Genomic DNA, 23347 nt, shown 5'->3' with positions numbered 1-23347 from the left:
GCGAAGGGTTGACGGATGGCCATTTGCATGGTCGTCATCCAGGATGGCACGGGCCCACGAAAGGATCGAGGGCCCCGGGAGAATCCATGAGCGCCCTGCTTCTCGGCGACAAGGAAATGGCGCACTGGTTCGAGACCAGGCCGGACTTCGTTCGCTCGGCGTTGACCGAAGACTTCCGCAGCGGATCCGTCGACTACACCGCCCTGTCGGAGAAGATCGCGGCCACCCGCATCGAGGACGCCCACCGCCTCGTCGCCGCGGAGGCCGACCTCTTCCGCGAAATGGGGCGCGCGCGACGTCTCCGCTTTCTGGCCTGGGCCGCTCAGCGGTCCATCCCTGACCGCCCCTCGGCCTGGGCCCGCATCTTCGAGAAGGACGAGGAAGGCGAGGACGGATCGGGGGCCAACGACGTCGTCGATCTCTTCGTCGACGACATCCGGGCGATGCAGGGGCCGCTCGCCGCCCTCACGGTCAGGCTGATCGGCGACGTCGAGAACGTGAGGATCGTGTCCCGCGCCGCCCAGGACATCGTCGAAGCGCCCGCCCCCGCAGGAGGAACGCCGTGAGGAAGATCGCCGCCCTCGCCCTCGTCCTGAGCCTTCTCGCCGGTCCCGCCCTCGGCGAAGGCGGATGCGACGCCTCCGTCCGGCAGGCGCAGGATCAGGCCCGCCGTTCGTACATCCAATCGCGCGCCGCCATGGCCGATTCCATGTTCTCCCGACGGAGCGGGAGCTTCAAGGACATGAGCTGCATGGAGAAGCTCTTCTCCCTCGGCAACCAGAATCTCGACATCTTCTTCCAGCCGCCTTCCATGCAGTCGCTGCTGCAGTCCGTGATGACCATGGCCTGCCAAGCGGGGTCCCAATACATCAATCAAGCACTCGGCTCCTTCATGGGGCAGGTCGGCGGCGGCGGCGGCGGGATCGGCAACATCCTGGGCGGCGTCGCCGGCGGGGGGGGCGGGATCGGATCGCTCCTTTCGGGAGGCAGCATGAGCGGCATCACCGGCGGGGGCCTGAACCTGCGCATGGGCACCGGACCCGGCGACGGCGGTCTCTCGTCCGTCAACATGCTCCAGTACAGCGGCCTTGGAGGCGGCTACGGAGGAACGGGGTCGGCGACCGGCGGCTACCGGGATCTGCTCCGGTGAGACTCCCCGCGGCACTTCTCGCTCTGCCCGCGCTCCTGGCGGCACAGGCCGCGCTCGGCGCCCCCGAGCCGATCGCGCTCAAGGACGACCGGACGTCCCGGGAACGCCCGACCGCGGAGGTCCTGATGTCCCGCGAGATCGGCGCCGCCGTCGGCGCCCGGGTCGAGACGGCGATGGTGGACGTCGACGGCAACGGCGTCGCGGAAGTCGTGGTCCGGATCACGCATGCCTCGACCTGCGACCGCTCCCGCCTGCACTGCCGCACTGCGGTCTTCCGCCACGATGGCCGCGAATGGCGCCGCGTGCTCGACGTTCCCGCGCGCACGCTGTCGCTCGGTGACGCGAACGGGCGCGGGGAGCGCTCTCTCGTCGTCGACGAGGACGAGGTCCGCAGCCTGCAATCCGGGAGCTACCGCATCGACGCGAAGGCTTCGGGAGCCACCCGGATCCGCTTCGCCGCCGCCACGGGCGCGAAGGCGCGCGAGATCGCCGCGCTCTGGGGCCCCGGCGCCGTGCGCCTTCTCGACGCCAAGGCCGACCTGCAGGTCCTGGCGGGGACGGCCGACCTCGACGGGCGGAACGGCGCCCAGCCCGTATACCGCCTGGAGGGCGGCGCGGCCTGCGGACTGGTCGGCTGTCCCATCCGCGGAGTCGTGCGCAGGGACGGACGGGAAGGGATCGTCCTCGAAGGGTTCGCCAGCGGGGACGTCTGGGTCATGGGATCGGGCCGCGAAGGCGTGCGCGCGATGGTGCTCGAGAGCACGGGCGGAAGCGTCGCCTACGCCTTCGACGGGCGCCGCTACGTCGCGGACGGGCCGAGGAGGTAGGATGAGGCATTCCCTGGCGATCGTCGTCTTCGGGGCGGTTCAGGCCATCGTGCCGGCCGCCGCGGACGATTTCGGCACGCGGCTCTGCGCCAGCGTCGCCTGCAGAGGCGCGAGCGCCGAGAACGCCGCCGTGGCGCCGACCTGGAGCGCCCTCAAAGCCCTGGGGACGGACGGACTGCTCGGCTCCACCTTCTCCGGAACGAGAGTCGACGCCGCCGCGCTCGTCGCGGGTGCCCGCGTCATCGGTCCGCTCGAGATGGACCGGGTCATGCGGGGCGCGACGATGGATCCAGGTCTCGCGTCGGTCGTGAAGACCGCGATGGACTCGGTCTCCGGCACGGACATCGGCTCGGTCACGGGCCGGACGGGCGGAATCGCCGCGGTCGCCGCGGCGGCGGAAACCGCGGCGCCCGGCGCGTCGGGAACCTCGGCGATGAACGCGGACGGGGATTCCCCGCCAGGCTGCGACTCGAGGGTGTCGCAGATGATGGTCCAGGCCTCCTCGAAATACGTCGAGGACATGGATCAGATCGCGCGCTCCGACATGGGGTTCACCCGCAAGGACGGGAAGGGCGCCCAGCCCTCCTACGAGAGCGAGGTCGGCAACAAGAGGCCGTTCCAGGGCGGAGGAAGCATGGGCGGCCTCTCATGCCTCTCGAACCTGTTCTCGCAGGCACGCGTGCTCGACAACCTGTTCCGGCCGCCGACGATGCAGAGCCTGATGAACCAAGTCCAGAACATGACCTGCGGGCCCGCACTGGCCGCCATCGGACAGGTCAACCAGACCATCAACCGGGCCGTGTTCGGCACCGCGAGCATGGGCGGGTTCTACCCCGGCGCGTTCCTGAACTCCATGGGCGGCGGCCTGAACGGCGGCGGCATCGGGGGGATCAACATCCAGAGCCTCGCGGGCGCGGCCGGAGGTTCGGGCTTCGGCGGTCCAGGCTACGGCGGCACGGGCTACGGTTCGAACGGCGGCTACGCCGTCCTGTTCGGACGCTGATCGAGAGGCTGACGCGATGAGAAAGCACCTCACCCTGACGATCCTCGGCCTCCTGGCCGCGGCCGCCTCCATGGACGTCGGGCCCGCACGCGCCCAGGCCCGCTGCTGCGTCCAGTTCTACGACCATCAGAACGCCGACGGGAACCGGGACCAGATCATCGACAGCTTCACGAAGCAGATCAACGCGATGCAGCTGGCCATCATCGAGGCGATGCGCCTCGGCACCGGCCAGCTGACGGGCAACCTGCGCGAACAGTCCACGGCCCGCGCGAACATGGCTGACGTGCAGGACGACCGGGCGGTCGTTGGCAACATCGAGAAGGCGCGGCTCGACGCGATCCGCGAGGCGGCTTCGGGAGCCTCCAGCTGCAACGTGATCACGTCGGCTGCGGGCGGGACGCTCGGCGCCAAGCTCACCCAGGCGGTCGCAGCGCAGGCCCGGGACATCAAGGACTTCAACCTCGGCCGCAACGGCATGCCCAGCGCGCAGGGCACGGATATGGGCATCAAGGCCCGCATCGACCTGCACTGCTCGAAGTTCGCCTCGCCGATGGACGTCAGCTCGGGGCTCTGCCAATCCGGCGGCAACTCGCAGATGGCCGACGCCAACCAGAACATCGCCGAATCCCTCTGGTACTCGGAGGATGGAACCTCCCGCACGTTGTCGAAGGAACGGTCGGAAGCCGCCAGGGCCTACATCATCAACGCCGTCGCCCCCGTTCCGCTCGGCGGCCTGCCGGAGAACGCAGCCCGCTCGCAGGCCGGCCGCGAGGCGGCGGCCGCGCGCATGGAAGCCGCCGCGCGCGACTCCGTGCCCGCGGCCATCCTGTCCGAGCAGCTCGCGCGGCGCGAGGGCAACTACGGCGGCCAAGCGAACGGCACGGGCGGGAACATCGAGACTTGGGCGAAGGAGACGGCCAAGCGCGTCGTCGGCTACGGCAACACCGATTTCAAGAACGGCGTGTCCTGGCTCGACTACTTCGAACTGCGGTCGAAGGGGTTCTTCTTCGACACGACGCAGAACGTCGCCACCCAGGGGTCCTCCGCGGGGCAGGCGATCAAGGACATGGGCCTCGCCGTACAATGGATGGCCTATCAGAACTTCGAGATCTGGTCGCAGCTCGAGAAGACCAACGCGACTCTTGCGACGATGCTGTCTATCCAGCAGGAGCAGGCGACCGGAAGGTCGCGCGTGATCCGCTAACGAAGGAACGGCGCCATGGGCTTCGGCAAAAGCAACGCCCTCGCGGACGAGGCCCAGGACGACTACGTGGAGGAGCCTTTCGAGGCCCCACTCCCATCGCTCGCGACCGTGCCACCGGCCTTCGAAAGAACGGGCGTCGCGCCTGGGGAGGGGTCGAACGACGGCGAGATCGAGTTCGCTCCTTCGCTAGCCCCCGCTCGCCCCGACGATGCCGGCGGCGCCGTCATGAGTCTTGCCGATCCGGCGGCCGCCTCTCTGGAGGCCCGCCTCGGCGAGGCGTTCGCGGAGCAGGCCGAGGCCACGCTTCCTGCTGCCGCTCCGGTTCTGCCCCAGCCCCCCTCCCCCCGCATCCAGCCGCCGTCCACCGGCACGGCGCAGTCAACCGCACCCGCCGATTCCGCACCCCCCTCCCCTGCCCTGGCGGACGCCCAGGCTCCGGACGCTTCGGACGACCTGCCGCTCTCGGCAGACCAGCGACGGCTCTTGGACAGCCTCGGCGGCGAGGAGCGCGAGGAGCTTCGCTCGAAGCTCCGTCAGGAACGGGAACGGCTGGAGGCCGAGCGCAGGCGTCTCGATGCCGACCGCAAACGCATCGAGGCTGCCGGACCGGCCACCGGCCTCGCGGCCATCGCCCACATGGTCTTCGGCGCCCGCAACAAGCTCGACCGTCGGCAGGCGGACTTCCAGGCGCGCGAGGTCTTCCTGCAGACCGGTTTCGTCGGGGAGAACTACTTTCGGCTCAAGCAGCGCGGCTTCGTCCGCACCGCTGCCGAGGTCGCGACCAGGCAGGCCGAGCTCGGGGGAGCCGTACGGTCCTACAACGACGCCTTCGGCTCGACCGAGCCCGGTCGCCGTTACCTCGACAGGATCGAGCGCCTCGTCGCGGGCGGCATGCAGCGCGATGCGGCGCAGGCCTTCGTCGCGGAGGGCAACGTCGTGGGCGCCAAGGAGGACGCGGAGGCCGCCGCCCGCGATCCGCGCGTGGCAGCCGCTCGGAACGCCATGTACGAGACCGCCGGCAAACTCGAGAAGACCGCGGCCAAGTTCGGGACGGACTTCGAACTCCTGCAGCGGACCTTCCCCGACAAGCTCGACGCCGGCGGCACCGCGGATGTCGTCAAGGCGTTCGAGCGCATCGCCAGGGAAGCCCCGAAGCCCGTCGCCGAGCCCGGCGTGCCCTCCGACCGGACGCTCGAGAAGCGCCTCGCCAAGATGGCGGAGGGGATCAGGGAACTCGTCGAGGCCGTCACGAGGATGATCCAGTCGCTCATCCGGCCGAACGCCTGAGGAGCGATTCGTGGCAGACCTCTTCGTCATCGAGGCACCGTTCAAGGCCCAGCTCCTGGAGGGCATCCTCCGGGAACTGCGGATCGACGCGAAGGTCCAGGCCACGCGAGGTCACTTCATGGCCATGCCGGGCAAGCTGCGGCCCCTCGGCATCGACGCGCGCATGCGGGAGTTCATGCGGGTCCCGGCCAATCCCGAGGTCTTCATGCGCCTGCGCGACATGGCGCGTGCCGCCGACAACCTCTACATCGCGACCGACGCCGACCAGGAAGGCGACGTGATCGCCTGGGACGTCTACGAAGCGACCCGCGACATACACCCCTCCCCTGCCCGCGTCCGTCTGAGGTCCATGGACCACGCCTCGATCCGCGAGGCCATCGCGGGCGCCGGTCCGGTGGAGAAGGCGGCGGCGGTTCCGGGTCGCGCCAGAGGTATCGTCGACCGCCTGATCGGCAGCGTCTTCGGATCGCCCGAGGTGCCGGCCGGCCGGGTCTCGACGGCCATTCTGGGGCTCGTGGCCTCGACCCAGCCCTCGACGACGAAGGTGAGACTTGCAGCCCCGTCCAAGGATCGCGGCAGGCCATGGCTCGCCGAGTTCGATCTCGCCCCTCCCCTGGATCCGCGCACTGCCGAAAGGCTCGCGAAGCTCGCACTGCCGCCGCTCGGATCCCGGGGCAGCCCAGTCCTCCATCCGACCAGACCCTCGCATACCGGGGACATCCTCGTAAGGGCGGGCGACCGGCTCGACCTCTCGCCGACCGAAGCGGCCGCGAGTCTGCAGCGAAGCTACGAGGGCGGCCGCATGTCCTATCCCCGCGCGGGCTCGCGGGGCATGACGCCCGAGACCGCCAAACAGATCGCCGGCATTTTCCGCAAGAGCGGCTGGAACGCGGTCAAGACCGAGAACTACGCTCCGCGGGGCGAGGACGAGACCCACGAGGCGCCCCACCCCATCGGTCCGGTCGACCCGCGTCTCAACCCGGCCCGTCTCGGACAGGACGAAGGCGTCCGCACGCTGGTGGCCGCCGACCTCGTGAAGGCCGGCATGGAGCATCGGCGTGAGACGGCGTTCGCCCAGGATCTCGCTCCCTTTCTGCGGGCGCAGGGCATCCCGGGCGAGATCGCGGACTTCGTCGCCGGCCTGCGCCCGGATCGCAGCGGGGCCTCCGTATCGTGGCACCGCGAGCACGGCCCCGCCTACCCCGGCCAGGAGGTCTGGGCGGGGTCCGGCATCGAGCGCAGACGACCGGACACCGTTCTCCTGGAGGCGATCGTCGCTGCGGGCCTCGGCCGTCCGTCGACTTGGCCCCGGCACGTCGCGACCTTCATGGAGCGTGGTCTGGCGGACGCCGATCTCAAGCTGACGTCGAAGGGCCGCGCATGGGTCGAAGCCAGCTTCCCGCCCCTGCTCGATCCCAGGCTCTCGGCGGCGATCGAGGTCGCGTGCGAGCGCGTCGACCCGTCCTTGTTCGACGATCCCGACCGGGAGCCCTGGGAGGTGATGGTCGATCAGATCGTCAATCTGCTGCCCCCCTCCGTACGGGATCCGCTTCGCCAAGCCGTCGCGCACGAACCGCCGCGCCAGCGGATCGACTGGATCGAAAAGCTCGACGCGAGGCCCGACCTCGTCGAACGCCTCACGCAGTACGTGAACCGGCCCGAATACGCTCCCGAGGCCTGATCGGTGGAGGGCAGGCCCACGGCCGGCTGGACAGCTGTCCAGTGTCCGGGGCGTGACCGCTTTCCTTTCGGGGTTCGTCGAATCCCGCGTTTCGCTCCCATCCGCCCTTAAGCGGGTCCCCCTATCCTGGGATGCGGGCGAAAGAACCGAGCCACATGTGTCGAATGTCGCGTATCCTGGCCGGGGGTTGCATGCTTCTGCTGGCTCTGCCAGCCGCAGCCGAAGCTCCGCCCGACGGACCTGAAACTCCCGCCTGGGCGGCTGAGGCGTGCCGCTATGCGGCAGCCATCCCTCCGGAAAGGATCCGGGACTTCACCATCCGGGATGGAGTCCTCGACGTGGACGGAGACGGGCGTTTCGAGCGCCTGACTGGCACCTCCGCTCTCGGCACGATGGGAGGCGAGGCCTGGGAGGCCGCCGACGACGCCGATCGGCCCTTGCAGTGGGAGGATGCGGACGACGTCGGTCCCGATTTCGGCCAGCGCTGGCTGCCCTTCCGGGGAAGGGCCTTCCTGCTCGGGTTCGTAGAGGAGGCGGCCGGATATCTGAAGCGCCTGTCCTACGTCGGGTCCGACGGCCGGTTGCACGCCGGATGCTCCTTCCTGACCAAGGTCGAGAGCCTGCTCGTGGCGACGACCCCCGGCTTCGAAGCGACGTGCGACGCGATCGAATCCGGCAAGGCTGCGAGTCTGGAGATTCGGTCTCTGGAAGCCGATGGGGCAGGCGTTCCCAACGCCGGCCGTCCCGAAACCGCGGTGACCGGAAAGCTCGCGGTGGACTTCGCCAACATGGGAAGAGAGGTCGACCTCTACCGGCTCGAGATCTCATCAGGGGCGGGGAGAGGTTGCGACATCTCATATTTCGAGACCGCGGCGGCGATCGACAAACCGGGTTCAGATCCCTACGGCCAGCTCCTGGCGAGCCTTCAACGGATCCCGCGCGGAGAGCGCTTCCTCAACGGAGAATGTGGGGGGCTCGCCAAGCGCTGGCTCCTGCACGATGGGAAGGCGTATCTCGAGACCCGCTACCCCGGAGAACGTCCCGACAGCGTCAGCCGAGAGGTCCATCACGTGGATGGGGTCGTCGACGGCGCGCCCACGCGGATATGCGCGGCTATGTTCACTCGCCGCTGGGAACTCGACTCAATCCGCTGATGCAGCCGCCGTCGCGGGCTGGACAGCTGTCCAGCTTGGCTTCGCCGATCCCTACCCGGAGGGATCAGCCGCATCCGCACTCCTGGCGCTGATCGGTGTCTCGATGGTCGCGCCGACAGCCGCCCTGCCCCGGGCAGCGTCGAGTCCCGCAAGAGGTCCTCCGCAGTCCACTGGACAGCTGTCCAGTCCGAGGCAGCCGCTCATCCGGCCCCGGGTGGGCGCGAGGCTGGACAGCTGTCCAGTCTGAGGCAGCCGCCCATCCGGCCCCGGGTGCGCGCGGGGCTGGACAGCTGTCCAGTCTGAGTCAGCCGCTCATCCGGCCCCGGGTGGGCGCGAGGCTGGACAGCTGTCCAGCCTGAGGCCGCCTCTCATCCGATACCGAACGCCGGCCGATCTACCGTCACCCGCTGCCGCCCCTATTCGCCGGGCGCCGGGTCTGCGGCTACGGGCGCGTCGCGCCCTGCGCGATAGCGACGGTGAAGTTCCGGCAGCATCTCCAGCAAGTGCTCGAGGAAGCCGTGGTCATTGAGCTTGAGGTTCGCACCGGTCGCCGTTTTCACGACCTTGCCGAGACGTTCGCCACCGTCGACGCTCAGTTCGAGGACTTCCTTCGTGTTGACGTCGACGAAGACCTCGAAGACGGCCTCGAACCGCATATGGGGTTTGAGCTCGTCGGTCTTGACCCTCGCGGCCTCGATGGCGGCCTGACCCTCGGCAACGATCTCCTCATCGGTGGTGCCGGCCTTCCTGAGTTTCGCGACGGCTTCCGACAGCTTCATCCAACGAGGACGCCCGATCCGGTCGGCCCGGCCGATCGACTGGATGAGCGCCTCCGGCAGAGCGCTGACGACGCCGACCATCTTGTGCATGAGGGACTCGTCGATGCCGAGTTCGCGCTGCACCTCGATGGCGGGGTGGACCTTGCGAAGGTTGGCGACGAAACGAGCCTGCTCGATGAAGGTGAGATCCTTACGGGCGGCGTTCTCCTGTCCCTGGGCGACGACCATCTCGGCGTCGCTGAGGTCCATCACCACGGCTCGGACCGGCCGTCTCAACTCGTGGCAGACGGCGTGGCGGCGGTTGCCGTAGGCGATCTGGTAGCGGCCGTTCACTCCGGGGTGAGGTCGGACGAGGATCGGGACGAGCTGCCCCCGCGCCAGAATCGCCTTCGCGAGATCCGACACATCGTAATCCAGCCGCTCGCGGAACGCCGAGGGATCCACGAGTTCGGTGTCCAGCTCGACGATCGTGCCGCCGGAGGCGAGGAGCGCCTTCACGTGTTCGAGTTCGGCTGCCTCGCGTTCGAGGATGCCGATCGACACGTCCATGTCCCTCACCGCCCCTACCCGGCGTGGCTGGCGATCGACGACGGCAGCGGAAGGCTCGTCGAAGCCGACGCTCTCGTCCGGTAGGACGAGGCTCTCGTCGACGTCGAGGAGGCCTCGGCGGGCGCGGCTCATCAGCTCCTCCCCCACACGGCCTTGACCAGACCTTCGATCTCGCTGTTGACGGACGTGAAGCTGTCCATGGCCCGATCGTAGGTCGACCGCGTGAAGGCTTCGCGCCCCACCTCGTAGAGGGTCTGCTTGGAGAGGTAGGCGTCCGCCACCGCGGTACTCTTCAGCACCGGGTTCTGAAGTACGTGGTCGCCGAAGAGGGTGCGCAGCATCTTGACCATGTCGGCTTGGGGCGCATCCCCGGGCTCGAAGCGCGTGACCAGATAGCGTGCGAAGTTCAGCTGCAGCTTGACGCCGCGGTCCGCGATGACGCGCATGTAGTCCGCCGTCATGTGGAGGAACTGGGACATCGACATCACGTCCACCATTGCTGGATGGATTGTGATGATCAGGGAAGTCGATGCCGCGAGGGCGGCCATGGTCAGGTAGCCCATCTGCGGCGGGCAATCGATGACCACGAGATCGTAGTCGCTCTCGACCTGATCGATCGCCCTCTTCAGACGCAGGTAGAACTGAGCTTCCCCGGTCTGGCGGCCGCTCTGGCGTGCCATGAGTTCCTTCGGGACGTCGTGCTCGAAATCCTGGATGTCGATGTTGCCGGGTACGATGTCCAAGCCTTCGAAGTAGGTCTTCAGCACCAGATCGGCCATCTCGCGCCGCTCTTGACCATAGCGGATCGCGCTGAAGAGGGACGCATCTTCTCCCACGTCGAGCTCGGGCTGGAGGCCATGAAGTGCGGTGAACGAGGCTTGCGGATCGAGGTCTAGCCCGAGAACCCGATAGCCTCTGAGCGCGAGGTACTGCGCGAGGTGGGAAGCCGTCGTGGTCTTGCCGCTGCCCCCCTTGAAGTTGATGACGCTCAGAACCTGGAGCTTCTCGCCGGCCCTCCTGTGGCGCACGTACCGGCGCCCGCCCCGCTCCCTCTGGTCGAGGAAGGTCCGGATCTGATTCATCTCCGCAACGGTGTACTGCCGACGGCCCAGCTTGTCCGTCGCCGGCTTGGGCATCGGCCCGTCGATATCGAGCTTGCGCAAGTAGCTGGGATCGACCCCGACGAACTGGGCCACCTCGCCCGGCGAGAAGGTCCGCAAACTCTTCGCCGTTCCCGGCTTGTAGAGCTTCTGGCGGTGCAGCTTCATACGCTGCGTCAGTTGCGAGGCCTGTCCGGCGAAGAGTGCGTCGAGCGTCTGTTCCTCAAGCAGCGTCGTACCTGCAGCTGCAAGGACGCCGGCATCCTGGCTGCCGGCAAGATTATGCTCCGCACCCTGGGCTGAGACGGTTTCCATCGAATGATCCCCATTCACGCCGAATCGGCCCAAAAGCCCACTTTCGGCGTGAATGAACATCGGCTCGGGTGGTTAACAAATTCCTAACGCCTAAAATTATTACCCCGAAAGAAATTCGGGACGATCGCTATCCTGCATCTCCCATGTCGCAAGACGTGGGGCGGGAACGGTGGTCGGGACCGCCAATCGCCTCCGGCCAAGCTGGACAGCTGTCCAGCTTGGCTCAGGCCGCGCACGGATCGGCCGAGGCCCTCGACTGGACAGCTGTCCAGCCTCGCTCGGACCGCGCACGGATCGGCCGAGGTCCTCGACTGGACAGCTGTCCAGTCGAAGGCTCCGGTATGGATCTGCCGTGTCCGGCCGAGTTCGTCCTCATGCCGGTGACGGATCCTCTACAAGGAAGCGGCCTCGCGGGATTGGCAGTGTTCACGGGCCGACCGATACGCCCATCTCGCCAAGCCTGAACCGGGGCTGGGACCGCTGGCAGGCACGGGCAGCCTTCGGCCCTGTCGAAGAGGGGAGGGTGCGTTATTTCGAGATGGCCCCGGCATCGCACGGACGTGCCTCGCATGCGGCATCGTCCGACTTGAGAGCCGGCCGTTTCCGCCTTCGTCGCTAGCGAACTTATGGAGTGGGGATCGCGGTCCCACCGGGTTCAGGTGGTGGGACCGCCGATCGGGGCCGGCAGGCGTACGAAAGGCCGCGGTCGAAGACTGGACAGCTGTCCAGTGCCGTTCACGGCGACGCGATCCGATGTGGCTGTCCGGCTCAGGAGGCGACGGACGTCAGCCCGATGGTTTCCTCGGGGGCGTCCATGCCGAAGACTGCCGCATCGACGTCGAGAGGGGTGGCGTCGGAGAGAAGCCATTCCGGGTCGTCGTACCGGATGGCGACCGTGGCGAGCTTGAACCCGGGAGAGCCATCCGGAAGAACGTAGGGCACGTTGAGCCGATCGGCGGACATGCGGTTCGCCCTCAACCGGTCCGTCTTCATCTCTACGTAGGGGATGGCCTTCCAGGCCCCGCCGGCATGCCGGGCGTGCCTGTACAGGTTCTCCAGCCTCTGCCTGGCAAGGACCCTCATCACGGCCTGGACCGATGCCTCCTCGGGAGGAGGCATGAAGTGGTGGAGCACGTTGCCCTTGCGGTCGGGCCCGCGGAGGAGGAGGCCGCAGCGGCCGTAGAGGAAGCCTTCCTCCAAGGCGAGGCTGATCGCTTGGTAGCTCATCGTGATCCCCGTGAAGGAGACCGCCGACGAAGCGAGCAGAATCGCGGCGCGTTCCACGAGCGCGGTGCCTTCGCGGGGAGGAAAGATCGTGACCGGGGTGCGCCGGAAGATGCGGACGTCGTGCACGTCGGGCTTCTCGCGCAGTGTGTCGATCCCGCGCCAGACCAAGCCTCCCACCGCTTCGGCCGCCTTGAGGAGAACCACGACACCTCCGATGCGGAGCCCGTGACGCTTCTTCTGGATCTCGACGTCGCTCTGACCGCGCTTCGGGGTCGCCGGACGGGCGAGCAACTCCGTCTCGGTATCCAAGCCGGCAAGCGGCTCGATGAGTCTGACCCGGAGACCCTCGTCGCCCTCCCAACCGACGACGATCGCCGGCACGTTAGCCGCCATGAACTCTGTTCCTCTCGATTCCAGGGAGTAAACGCGCGCCGCCGTTGACCCTTGCACGGACCGCGGCGAACCTTGACCGTTCTTCTGACGGAGACGGTCCGGTGGCCGCTACCTCGAACTGCGACGTAATCTGCTGGGATACGGAGACGTCGGATACCGACGTCCGCCATGGCCAGATCTTCGATTTTGCAGCGGTGACGTCCAACTTGGCGGACCTCGTGGAGACCGGCACCCGCACGGTCCGAATCAGGCGGCTGTCATACTGCATACCTGCTTACGGGGCCCTCAGCACCAACAAGCTGGATCCCTACGCCCTGGAAGCGTCTGACAGATTGGATGAATTCGCGGCCGCCGCCAGCATCCACGGGATCCTCAGCCCGAAGCCTGGTCGGCCCCTCGTCGTTCTCGGGTACAACATCCTGTCGTTCGACGAGGAGATCGTGCGGACCACGTTCTTCCGTAACCTCCTCGATCCGTACGCGACGTCGGCGAAGGGCGTCCGCCGCTTCGATCTTCTGCCCGCCGCCCGTCTCGCCCACGCGTTGGATCCCGAATCCTTCAGGGCCGGCAGGGACGATGCCGGCACCCCGTCCTTCCGCCTCGAGAAGATCGCGCCGGCGAACGGGATCGGGCTCAACGCGCACGAGGCGCTGGAGGACGCCAGGGCTACGCTCGCGTTGGCCCGACGCCTCCGGACGGCGGTACCCGCCGCCTGGGAGACCTGCCTTCGGGCATCCGACCGATACGAAGCGGAGCGCGTGTTCGAGGCGGCGCTGGCGCGGGACGAGCCGATATGGGTGCTAGCCGGCGGGAATTCGCCCGTCCTGGAGCCGGTCCTGCCCGTGGCGAAAGTCGGCCGCCTGCTCGTGCACCTGAAGACTTCGCAGCTCGCCGAAAGCATGCGGGTGGGCCCATGGGCTCTCGATCTCGACGACTGGCGCGAGAGCCCTCTCGTCCGATGCAGAACGAACCGCATGCCGATCGTGCTTTCCGCCGCCGCGGCCGCGGTGCTGTGCGAGATGCATCCCGACACCTTTCGGATCCATCCCGAAGACGTCCCCGAACCGGACCGAGGGTGGGCGGAATTCAGGCGCGTCCTCGCCTCCCGCGTGGCCGATGCCGATCCATGGAGCCAGCCGGCCGACCCGTCCGCCGAGGAGAGGATCTACGACGGCTTCGTCGATTGGAGCGAGAAGGACCGAATGCGGGAGTTTCGCCGTCTCGAGACCTGGGAGGAGCGGGCGGCCGCGTTCGGACGCTTCCGGGACCCTCGCATCCGGGAGTTCGCCGCGCGGGCGATCGTCGAGCACGGCGGCATGACCCACGCGGGGATCGTCGCCGCGGCCGGCGAGCTGGCGGCGGACGAGATCGCCGACCTCGCGGGCGTCGCGTTCGAGAGGCCTTTCACGGGAGACGACTCCAGGTGGATGACGCTGGCCAAGGGCAGGCTCGAAGGGGAGGGGGACCTGCGCTACCGCAATTGGCTCGAGGCCGTGGCAACGCCCGAGACGGCTACGCCGCCACCCATCGTTCCCGTTGAAGCCGACCGCCGCGGGCAGTTCGGATGGTCCTTCTGATCGGGGCGTCCCCGGTCCCGCCGATTCGAACGCCGACCCCGGCGGGGTAGGGCAGGGCACCCGGAGACGATTCCGCCGGCGGCCTCGTTCAGCGGGCGCGGGCCGCGAGATGCCCGCAGATCCGCACGAAGGCCCATCGCATTCCCGCCGCGGTCAGCACCGCGCACCCGCACGCTCCGACGAACCACGCCCAGGCAGCCAGCCAGTGTGGAAGGCGCAACGGCAGTGCTCCGTCCGCCAGGAGAAGCGGCAGCGTTTCGAGAGAGATCGCGGGTCTGCCCGCGATCCCCATATGTCGTGCATGCTGGCCCCAGCACACGAGCGTTCCGATCCCGAAGATCACGACGAGCATGGCGCCGAACGAGTCGGCGATACGGCGCAGCGTCCGCGGCGCGACAGGGCTTCCCGCCTTCAACGTCCAGCGTCCTCAAGCTCACACCGCGATGCGTCGCGGCGGTAGTCGTCCGGGTAGTAGACGATACGACCGTCCGCATCCGGCCACGCGGTGAAGTAGCCGAAGACGACGGCGACGGGCGCGACCGCCGTACGCACGACGGTCGCGCCCGTCGCCACCAGATCCGGGACCTCTCCGTTCCGTGCGTCCAGGACCCATGCGGCGAGTTCGAGCGCGAGCTCGACGCGCACGCAGCCATGGGAGCCCGGCTCCTCCGGGTCTCCGAAGGTCTCGGGGGCGTTTGTGTCGTGCAGGTAGATCGAGCCGGCGTTGCGCATCGAAATCTTCATGCGGCCGAGCGCGTTGTCTGCGCCCGCCCTCTGAACCAGCGTCGCCTTGGCGAGCTGCACGGGAACTGCGCCATCCGGGGCGATGCGCCGACCGTCGAGGACGACGTCGAAGCCGTTGCGATCCGCCCAGGTGGGATCGGAGGAGATGGCGGTGCGCCACCCTTCATCCCGGACGATGCTCTCCGGAACCGTCCAGGTGGGGTTGAGGGTCACCGAAGCGACGGACGTGACGAGATCCGGCGTGTGCCAGCCCTCGCGCCCGACGACCACCCGGCTCTCCAGTTCGGGGTCGCCGTCGCGGTATGCAGCGAGGAAGCGGCCGGCGACGTTGACCACCAGAACTCTGCCGGAGGAGGGGAGGGCGAGTTTGCCGAGCCGCGCCAGCGTCCCGCGGATGGCGGACCGGGAGGTGCAATCCGAAACCTTCTCCAGCTCGCGGGCAAGTCGCGCCGCGATCGGATGGACCGAGTCGGAACGAGCTCGGAAAGGCATCGCGGCTGCCGCCGCCGCAGCAAGGAACAAGCGCCTAGTCGGGTGCATCGAAGGAACATATGGAAGTCGTTCCTTGCAACCTTCCGCCTAAGGAACGAAAGGTCAAGTCTCACCTCGACATCTGACGCCTGATGAGGCGATCGCATCGTTCGGCGAGATCGTCCGAGAGGCCGCCGGCGGCGTGGCGCCACTCTATGCGGTGTACGGCGGCGTAGGACTCGAGAAGGAGCCACGCGGTCTCCTCCGAAGGCAGCCTGGACGTCGAGGAGCGGCGTTCCGGGGGGGCCATCCCCGCCTGAAGGAAGGCTGCGGAAGACGAGAGCCGGACGACCAGCGTACCGGCGCATTCGCACGCCGCCCTGATTCCTTCTATGGCCGCGGTCAGCACCGCCTTCCTGACCGATGCCTCGCCACAAGGAGCGACGATGTCGCGGCGTTCCCGCCGCCCCCCCTTTTCGGTGATCTCGATCGCGACGGCGAAGGCTCCGGCTCCGGCGTCCACCTCGGCCTCGACCCGCATGTCGACGTGCCTGTCGCCGGCGGTCCTGGGAGCGGGAAGGGGAGGGCCGGTCTCGGCCCGGAACTCCGGTCGGCGAGGCTCGCATGCCTGCGACGGAGCCTCTTCCGGTTCGGAGGGATGCACGACCACCTCCCGGCCGGCGTTGAAGGCTATCCACTGGTCGCCGATCGCCTTGCGGGCATGGAAGGGTCCCCAGAGGCGGACCAGGGTCGACGCCGTCACGTCGACGAGCGTTTCCGCATAGAGATGCTCGAGGCCCGCATCGACCGCATCCTCGTACGCGCGGTCGATGGCTTCGACGAACTCCTTGGCCGCCGCGGCGGTCTCTTCCAAGACCAGGAGCTCCGTCTCGGGCGTCATGGCGACGCAAGGCGCGTCGGCGTTGCCGCCATGACCCTGGATGGACTTGGCGCGTGCCGCGAGCAGCTTGGCCGCGGCGGTCGGGCCCACTCCATGCAACAGGGAACTCATAGCCGCATGCCACAGACCGAGGGCCGTCCGCGCTTCCAGGCCTCGTTCCCTCAGGAGGGGAGCGACCGCGCGGAGGTGACGGGACACGGCTTCCTCGACCTGTCTCCGCGTAGCGTCGCCGGCAGGAGGTGGAGCTGCGGTATTCATGATGGGCCCCGATGATCCCGGCGAGACTGTCGCGGAACCACGATACGGGCAATAGATCGGCGGAGCCGCATCCGCACAAAGTAAAAGGGCGCCCGTCGGGCGCCCTCTACCATTCGACTGGACCTTGGATCAGGCGGCTTCCTTCGTGGACCGGCGGGCAGCCCGCTCGGCCCGCTGACGCTCCTTGACGTTCGGCTCCTCGAAGTCGACTGCTTCGCCGCGCTTCGCGCGGACGGTGCGTCGCTGTTCCCAGAGACCCGCTGTCTTGATCTGGTTCGCACGGGACTCGGAGAACGCCGGGTGGACCAGCGGGAAGTCGGCCGGGAGGCCCCACTTCGCGAGGTACTCCGCCGGGGGGATCTCCAAAAACTTGAGATGTTTCTTCAGCATCCGGCGGGTCTGGCCATCCTCGAGGCAGCGGACGAAGCCGCCCGTCTTGCCATCGTAGTCGTTCACGAAGACCGCCTTGCGGATCTTCTCGACCTCCTTGGCGCTCCGGGGAGCGTATGTGGGCTCGAGACCCAGTTCGGTCACCGCCCACGGCTTCTCGGGCAGCTTCGCCGAGGTGGCTGCAGCCGGGACGGGCTGGGGAGCCGGAGCCGGGGCGGAAGCCTGGGACGAGCCGACGGCCCGCAGACGGGGCTGACGGCGGACACGTCCACCATCAGCCAGAGGTGCGGGAACGCTCACGGCGGAAGCGCGGCGTCCCTTGGCGCTCCTCGGAGCGGCGGCTGCGGCTCGACGCCCTTTGTGGCCCTGCTGAGCAGCGGAGGCGGCGACATCGGCCGCCGGCTCGGCCTCCTCGGGCGCCAGTTCGGCGACGTCCGCTTCCGCGGCCGTCGGGAGAGCGACCTCGGCTGCCGGCGCATGGACCTCTGCGGTCTCGGAGCGCGGCGCCTCGACGGCCGCGGCCGGCTGGGAAGCCGGGGTGGCGATCGCCGCCACGGTGCCGGCCACGTGCTCCTTGAGGGTGATTTCGCGCCCTGCGGTCTGATGGACTTCGCGCAGAGCGTCGTGGATCGACAGGATGACGTCCTTCACGCGCTCGGGGGCGATCGGGTTGTTGCCGAGGTACGAAGTAGCGATGTCGGCCGTCATCTTCACGTGGGTGGAGGGTGAAAGCGGCGGAGCCGAAGGGTCGGTTTCGGCTGCTGGGATCGAGGTCACTGGACGCTCCTTCGAGGATGGCCGGATCGTACTGTCTGTCTGGACCTAGGCACGTTGGCCGTGCGTCGCAACCGGACCATCCTTCGGGATCGTTTCCTTCGTGATGGGACCGTCGAAGATCCTGTGTGCGAAAAGTTGCAAAAAAGTTGGTCCGTGTAAAGGGATCACTTCACCAGAAGCGCATTTTTCGCGGGTAGCCGCGTGTGGACGGCTCCATCCCGAGAACGTACCTTCAATCCCCGGGGTTCCCGTTGCATCCGCGAAGGCTCGGGCGACCTGGCGAAATGGGGCACTGCCCTGGACCGGAAAGCGGTCTGCCCGGGCGGGCCAGGTGCCGATGCCGATTATCGTTTCCGGTTCCCTGCCGCAATCGGTCCACGTCTTCGTTTACGCTGCCGCGGGGAGGCCCCTCTCCCGGATCTCGGCCATGCTCGACCACATAGGTTTCCCGGGCTATGTCCTGAACGGATCCGAAGGAACGGATCAGGACCGGATCCCATGATCGGCATCTTCATCCTCGCCGTCGTCGTCGTGGCGATCGCCTCAGCCGTCGGCTACAGCCTCGTGACGGAAATCCGGACCGGCGAGATGATCTCGATGGCCGGCCGCAACGCCCCGAGAATGGATGCGGCCGTGTCCGCCGTCGCCGCGTCGGCGAGGCCTCTGGCAGGGGGGCAGCCCGTCGTCCCGGCGCCGTCCTCCGACGCGTCCGGCCGTTCGGTCCTGCCGACCTGGGTGTCGACCGAAGGTGCGTCGCCGTGGGGCGTGCCCTACGGCTACTGTCCCTACGCCGTTCCGGACCGTCCGGACTTGGCGGCCCAGCCGTCCGAGGCGGTGGGCGGCCAGGGCGAGAAGCGACCGATCGCCACCGTTCCCATGCGGGCGGAAGGGACGGAGCGACCCTTCGTCGTGGTCGGTGCGCGTGCGCCGCGCGCGGACGACGAGGCGGATGCGCCGACCGTCGCCGCGTTCGTCCTCTCGCCCATTCCCGGATCTCAAAGCGTCCCCGACTGCGGCTCCGTGGTGTGGAAGGGCGGGCGCTACCGGGTCGTCGGCGAAGTCCCCGGCATCGTCTCCGTCCTCTCGATCGAACGATTGCGGGACTCGGCCACCGGGCTCGGCGCAGTGACCCGCTGGGCCGCCGCTGGCGGAAGCGGCGACGGCCGCACCCGCGGCGAGCCGGCTCCGCTCTCGGCCGTTCTGGCGGAGTGGCGATCGGTCCGGCCCACGCGGACCGTCGTCCGCCTCGTCGGCCAAGGGCCGCACGTCCTTTCGGCGGACGACCTCGACCTCCTGCCCCGCAACGGCGGCAGGGAAGGCAGCCTGAGCCTCGTGTCCGACAAGGAGGGGAGGGCGCTTCTCGCCGGGCCTCCGGGGGGCGCACGCGTCGACGTGGGCATCGACCTCTCGCTGGCAGGCGTGACGGTCTCGAACGCCCTGGGTTTGACCGTCCGTGGCGGCGGGCGCCTCGTCGCCGTCTCCAGCACCCTTCGCCACCTGCTGCTGGACGGTGGCGATGCGGTCCTCGGCGCAGGAGCCGACATTCTCCTGGACCCCCTCCTCGACCCCGGAGCCGCGGCGCGCGTCAGGGGCGGAACGCTGGCCCTGGAGGAGGCTCAAGGCAGCCGCAAGATCCTCTCGGCAGGTGCAGGGCGCCCGGCCGTCGCCCTGCAGGGTGGAACGCTGATCGTCAACGGATCCGATCTCAAGGTCGATGCCGCGGCGAACTGGGCCGCCGTCGAGAACGGCGGCCGGATCTCGGCATTGCCCCGCTACGTCGGCGGCGCGGCCGTCACGCCGACGGTCCTGACGGGCGCAGGAGAGATCGCGCCCATCCGCTCGCGCCTCTCCTTCGGGCCCGAGGGCGGCGCGATCGACGATGCCGGCATCGAGGCCGGAATCGTCCAGGTGTCCGAAACCTGCGAGGCGGCGAGCTGCTCCGCGACGTGCCCAGCGGACCGCCGCATCCTCTCCGGCGACTGCGAAGGCTCGGCCGGAGGATGGGCGCTCAGGTCCTTCGGCACGGGAGGCTCCACATCCTCCTGGTCCTGCGCATGGATCCCGCTCTCGGCCAACGCTCCGGTTCAGCAATCCACGGCCCGGGCCACCTGCGCACGCCTGAGATAATTCGCTCGGCGCACAGGAAATCCGGCACGGCGACCCGCTTCCGAAACCCTGGGACGGAGCCGACCCGAGCACCCCCTGCCGGAGAAGTCGGCCTTGGCCGGGATTTGCAGGGGCGGTAGCGGGTCGCAGCCCCGCACCTCGGCCGAGGGCCACCTCCCGGAGGCCAAGTGCGCTCGACGCCGTCGCTCGCGGGCCGCCATGACGTTCCGGACGTCCGCTCCCGAGCCGGCACCGACCGCCTCCCGTGCCGTCTCGAGAGCCCCGCCGTGGCCACCGCTCCGCGAGCTCGGAGGCGCCTTCACAGGTCTGCCGATCGGGCTTGCCGCCTGAATGGCGACGGCGCCGAGTCGCCCGGTCCGCCATCGGCACCGTCGGAAACGAGAAGAGCCTCCCCGGCGGCGGGGAGGCTCTTCTCGTTCTAGTGTGTTTTTTGGTGGAGCGCTCGGGGGAGCGATCAAAGGTTCTTGCAGGCCGGCCACTGCTTGAACTGGTCGTCGGTGCAGACGGGGCAGCCCGTGCGGTCCGGAACGAGCGTCACGTCGTAGCCCGCGACCTTGTTCACTCCGGCGCACATGTCGGGCCCCTCGATCGCGCGGATCAGCATGCCCTTGCCGACGACCCAATCACCCTGGGGAACGAAGCTGAGATAGTTGTCTTTCACCAGCTCGGTCATGATCTGCTCGCTGGTGCCCGACGGATAGTAGCCGTTGTCGGCCTGATACATTTTGAGCGCGCCTTCGATCTGCTGCGCTGCGTTGATCGATTGCGCATAGACCTGTTTGTCGCGCGTGTCCGTGAAGGCCTCGCCCAGATAGAACATGCCCATGAGGGAGATGAAGCCCGCAAGCGCCATGGCCATGCCGGAAACCAGAAGATTGTACATGACGTGTGACTCCTTCCGAGGCCGCCTCCTTCGAGAGCCGCCGCCAGTGTATCGGGTCCAGGATAATGCAATGAACGGGCGCCTGCAAACCCGTTCCTTCCGTTTGCGGCTCATTCCTTGAGCCGAGGCGGGATCGATTAACGACGGCGCCTCATGCGAGTGCGGTCCATCGACCCTGAGGCGCTGCCGCATCCAAACCGCCGAACCCAGCTTGCTCCTTGGGAGAGGTGCGGGAACAGCCGGCTCGGAAGCGACGATGATGGGTGCGCCGGATCTTTTGCCTGCCGACAGAAAAAGCGCCGGGCCGTCGCACGCGCCGGGGGGCATGTTGGAAGCCCGCCGAGGATGCAGGGCCTTGGGCGGACACGAGCTTCATTCTGACGGAACTATCGGCGTGTTTCCGAGCATTCCGGCGCCGAACGGCGCAGCCAAAGAGCATAGAGTCTCAGATGATAGTACTAAGGCAATAAAAAATGGGACGGATTGCTCCGCCCCATCCTTGCTTGCGTCCCTCTCCAGAGCTGTTACGCTTTGGAGAGGAATGTGGTCCTAGATCACATCTTGAACGCGAAGTAGCTGGCGGCCGGATCCGAGCCCTGGCAGGCGAACTGCGCCGAGGCGGAGTTCAGACGGCCGGCGGCGTCGACGATCGACCACGGCTGGGCGCTGTTCTGCACCAGCGAGCCGTTCTGCTTCTCGACCTCGAGGCAGAGGTTGGTCACCGCGGTCGCCTTGATCTGGACGTAGGCGACCGAGCCGTTGGTCTCCCACGCGCCCTGCGCGAACACCGGAGCCACCGGGGCGGCCTGCAGGTAGTTCACCACGCCGGCGGCGGCGTTGTCGGGCTGGGTCAGGTCGGCGAGCGAGGCCGGGGCCGTGCCGGCATTGTCGACCTTGTAGAGCGCGCTGGCGCCGGCGATCTGCTGGCCCTGGTTCACCAGGGTGGTCACGTTCGCCTTGGCGGTCGAGTTCGTGAAGGCGGTGCCGCCATAGTAGATGCTCGCGGCGGCCAGGGCGGCGGAGAGGGCGATGGCGATGACGGAGACGATCAGGTTGAACATCGGTGCGGATCTCTCGGTGACGTGTGCTTCGTGGGGAACGAACCCCGCGGGGGGAGCCGCTTCCGGGGCCCCACGAAGGAACCGTTTCGGTTGCGACAAGGGTGAGATTTCTGCAAGGAGCGGCCGCCGTCAATAGATTGTTAAGGAAAAAAGCTCAGTTAGATCAAAGATTTACTTGTAGCCAGACACTGTCTATCCCCCTACAGAAACGAGCCTGCCTCAGCTAAGTGCCTGCAGGATCGAAGGAATGGAGAAGAAAAGGCCCCGGGCTTCCGCCGCGGGGCCTTCGTTCCTTCGGTGCGAGGGCGTCTATTGCGACAGGGATTGAGAGAGCGACGAGGACAGCTGGAGCATGGGGAGCACCGTCAGACCGAACATGATGATCGACGAGAGGCCCATGGCCACCGCCGCGGCGACGTTGAGGGCGGGCCCGAAGTTCTCCACCCGGCTCGTGTAGATGTCGCGGGTCGTGCTCGCGAGGATGTCGAGCGTCTGCGCCACGTCCTTCTTGTCCAGCGCGAAGGCCAGCGCCGCGCGGTCCGTGGGTGGCAGTCTCGTCATCGCCGGCGCCCATTCCCGGCCGACGTTCACGGCTTCCAGCGCGGCCTTGAGATCCTCCTTGATGATTCCCTTCTTCGTCGATCCGACCAGGATATGGAGCGCCTCCGCGACCGGCACGCCGAACTCCACGAGCTTGGCGAAGCGGTAGTAGGCTATGTACTGGTCCTGTCCCATCACGAGTTCGCGGTAGTAGGGGATCTGGATCACCGCCTCTTCGCAGAAGAGCGGTGCAAGGAAGCGCCCCACCGTGCCCAACACGAACAGGACGAAGAAACCGGCGAAGACGATGCCGATCCCCCAGGTCGAGATGCTCGCCGCCACCTTGATCCAGCCGACGTCGATCTCCTTGTTCTGCTTGAACAGATTGCTCTCCAGCACCCACGGGGCGAAGATCTCCGTCGTCGAGATCATGACGCCCATGGCGAGCGCGAACGAGAACATCGCCGTCCAGACGTCCTTCGTGGAGGTGCGCTTGATGCGCGTCATCTGGATCTCGAACTCGGCCGCGCCGCGCAGCGCCTCCGCGCTCGACTTGCCCGCGCCGCCCGCCCTTACGAGGGCAATCAGGGCCGGCGGGAAGTTGCGCCGGTCGAACTCCATCGCCTCCACGTAGGACATGCCCCCGCGGATGCGCTCCAACATGTCCCTGGCGGCTTGACCGATCTTGCCGCCGAACGAACCGGCCATGTTCTCCAGGGCCTTGTCCGTCGGCATCCGGCTGGAGAGCATCCCCGAGAGACGCACCAGGAAGGTGTGGCGGTCGGATGCGCTCATGCCGCGCCGCAGGGGCGAGGGGCGCTCCCTCTTCACCTCGATCACCGTGCCGCTGCGCCGGCAGAGCGCCTCGGCCGCATGCGGATCGGCGGCGTCCACGTCGAGGGTGCGCACGCCCTCCGACGTGGACACCTTAACGCGGTAGTGTGCCATG

General features: G+C 68.0%; 20 protein-coding genes. 10 read left to right on the top strand and 10 right to left on the bottom strand.

Features of this window, described 5'->3' with window-relative positions; all coding sequences use genetic code 11:
• Positions 1-86: 86 nt before the first annotated feature.
• The 8 genes from MFF56_RS05785 to MFF56_RS05750 all read left to right on the top strand — a co-directional run bounded on the left by MFF56_RS05785 (position 87) and on the right by MFF56_RS05750 (position 8306).
• Positions 87-566 carry a hypothetical protein gene (locus MFF56_RS05785; RefSeq protein ID WP_238229656.1) on the top strand — a complete coding sequence of 160 codons (480 nt, stop codon included), beginning with the start codon at positions 87-89 and terminating at the stop codon, positions 564-566.
• Positions 563-1150 carry a hypothetical protein gene (locus MFF56_RS05780; protein WP_238229655.1) on the top strand — a complete coding sequence of 196 codons (588 nt, stop codon included), beginning with the start codon at positions 563-565 and terminating at the stop codon, positions 1148-1150. The genes MFF56_RS05785 and MFF56_RS05780 overlap by 4 nt, the downstream gene beginning before the upstream one ends.
• Positions 1147-1977, top strand: a complete 831-nt coding sequence (locus MFF56_RS05775) for a hypothetical protein (RefSeq protein WP_238229654.1) — start codon at positions 1147-1149, stop codon at positions 1975-1977. The genes MFF56_RS05780 and MFF56_RS05775 overlap by 4 nt, the downstream gene beginning before the upstream one ends.
• 1 nt (position 1978) lies before the next feature.
• A complete protein-coding gene (locus MFF56_RS05770) occupies positions 1979-2980 on the top strand; it encodes a hypothetical protein (protein WP_238229653.1) in 1002 nt (333 codons plus the stop codon).
• Positions 2981-2996: 16 nt separating this feature from the next.
• Entirely contained in the window at positions 2997-4184 is a 1188-nt protein-coding gene (locus tag MFF56_RS05765; protein WP_238229652.1) for a conjugal transfer protein TraW family protein, read from the top strand.
• A gap of 15 nt (positions 4185-4199) precedes the next feature.
• The gene (locus MFF56_RS05760) at positions 4200-5471 is read left to right on the top strand and encodes a hypothetical protein (protein WP_238229651.1); all 1272 of its coding nucleotides are present in this window, start codon (positions 4200-4202) and stop codon (positions 5469-5471) included.
• 10 nt (positions 5472-5481) lie between these two features.
• Positions 5482-7152: a toprim domain-containing protein gene (locus tag MFF56_RS05755; protein WP_238229650.1), complete on the top strand. Its 1671-nt coding sequence runs from the start codon at positions 5482-5484 to the stop codon at positions 7150-7152.
• Positions 7153-7343: 191 nt separating this feature from the next.
• A complete protein-coding gene (locus MFF56_RS05750) occupies positions 7344-8306 on the top strand; it encodes a hypothetical protein (protein ID WP_238229649.1) in 963 nt (320 codons plus the stop codon).
• Positions 8307-8722: 416 nt separating this feature from the next.
• Here MFF56_RS05750 and repB read toward each other — a convergent pair whose 3' ends face one another.
• The 3 genes from repB to MFF56_RS05735 form a co-directional block, all read right to left on the bottom strand.
• Complete coding sequence (gene repB, locus MFF56_RS05745; RefSeq protein ID WP_238229648.1) at positions 8723-9766, bottom strand: plasmid partitioning protein RepB; 1044 nt, start codon at positions 9764-9766, stop codon at positions 8723-8725.
• Positions 9766-11049: a plasmid partitioning protein RepA gene (gene repA, locus MFF56_RS05740; RefSeq protein ID WP_373324034.1), complete on the bottom strand. Its 1284-nt coding sequence runs from the start codon at positions 11047-11049 to the stop codon at positions 9766-9768. Before repA ends, repB begins: the two co-directional genes overlap by 1 nt.
• Positions 11050-11817: 768 nt before the next feature.
• Positions 11818-12669: a hypothetical protein gene (locus MFF56_RS05735; RefSeq protein ID WP_238229646.1), complete on the bottom strand. Its 852-nt coding sequence runs from the start codon at positions 12667-12669 to the stop codon at positions 11818-11820.
• Between the two features lie 194 nt (positions 12670-12863).
• Between MFF56_RS05735 and MFF56_RS05730 the strand changes: the two genes are divergently transcribed.
• Complete coding sequence (locus MFF56_RS05730) at positions 12864-14246, top strand: exodeoxyribonuclease I (protein WP_238229645.1); 1383 nt, start codon at positions 12864-12866, stop codon at positions 14244-14246.
• 88 nt (positions 14247-14334) lie between these two features.
• On the opposite strand, the gene MFF56_RS05725 is transcribed toward MFF56_RS05730, so the two are convergent.
• From MFF56_RS05725 to MFF56_RS05710, 4 genes are all read right to left on the bottom strand, one after another.
• The gene (locus MFF56_RS05725) at positions 14335-14661 is read right to left on the bottom strand and encodes a hypothetical protein (protein ID WP_238229644.1); all 327 of its coding nucleotides are present in this window, start codon (positions 14659-14661) and stop codon (positions 14335-14337) included.
• Positions 14658-15482, bottom strand: coding sequence for a L,D-transpeptidase family protein (locus MFF56_RS05720; protein ID WP_238229643.1), 825 nt, complete (start codon positions 15480-15482; stop codon positions 14658-14660). The genes MFF56_RS05725 and MFF56_RS05720 overlap by 4 nt, the downstream gene beginning before the upstream one ends.
• Positions 15483-15591: 109 nt before the next feature.
• On the bottom strand, positions 15592-16473 hold the full coding sequence (locus tag MFF56_RS05715; protein ID WP_238229642.1) for a hypothetical protein: 882 nt from the start codon (positions 16471-16473) through the stop codon (positions 15592-15594).
• Positions 16474-16749: 276 nt separating this feature from the next.
• Positions 16750-17787 (bottom strand): MucR family transcriptional regulator, encoded by a 1038-nt coding sequence (locus tag MFF56_RS05710; RefSeq protein ID WP_238229641.1) that lies wholly within the window; start codon positions 17785-17787, stop codon positions 16750-16752.
• A gap of 498 nt (positions 17788-18285) precedes the next feature.
• Here MFF56_RS05710 and MFF56_RS05705 point away from each other — a divergent pair, with 498 nt between their 5' ends.
• Entirely contained in the window at positions 18286-19914 is a 1629-nt protein-coding gene (locus MFF56_RS05705) for a hypothetical protein (RefSeq protein WP_238229640.1), read from the top strand.
• 454 nt (positions 19915-20368) lie between these two features.
• Here MFF56_RS05705 and MFF56_RS05700 read toward each other — a convergent pair whose 3' ends face one another.
• The 3 genes from MFF56_RS05700 to MFF56_RS05690 all read right to left on the bottom strand — a co-directional run bounded on the left by MFF56_RS05700 (position 20369) and on the right by MFF56_RS05690 (position 23346).
• Complete coding sequence (locus MFF56_RS05700) at positions 20369-20797, bottom strand: type II secretion system protein (protein ID WP_238229639.1); 429 nt, start codon at positions 20795-20797, stop codon at positions 20369-20371.
• 554 nt (positions 20798-21351) lie between these two features.
• Entirely contained in the window at positions 21352-21858 is a 507-nt protein-coding gene (locus MFF56_RS05695; protein WP_238229638.1) for a hypothetical protein, read from the bottom strand.
• Between the two features lie 309 nt (positions 21859-22167).
• Positions 22168-23346 carry a type II secretion system F family protein gene (locus tag MFF56_RS05690; protein ID WP_238229637.1) on the bottom strand — a complete coding sequence of 393 codons (1179 nt, stop codon included), beginning with the start codon at positions 23344-23346 and terminating at the stop codon, positions 22168-22170.
• Position 23347: the final 1 nt, after the last annotated feature.

This window comes from Methylobacterium hispanicum (assembly GCF_022179285.1).
GTDB lineage: Bacteria > Pseudomonadota > Alphaproteobacteria > Rhizobiales > Beijerinckiaceae > Methylobacterium > Methylobacterium hispanicum.
This window is presented reverse-complemented; position numbering and strand designations above follow the sequence as displayed.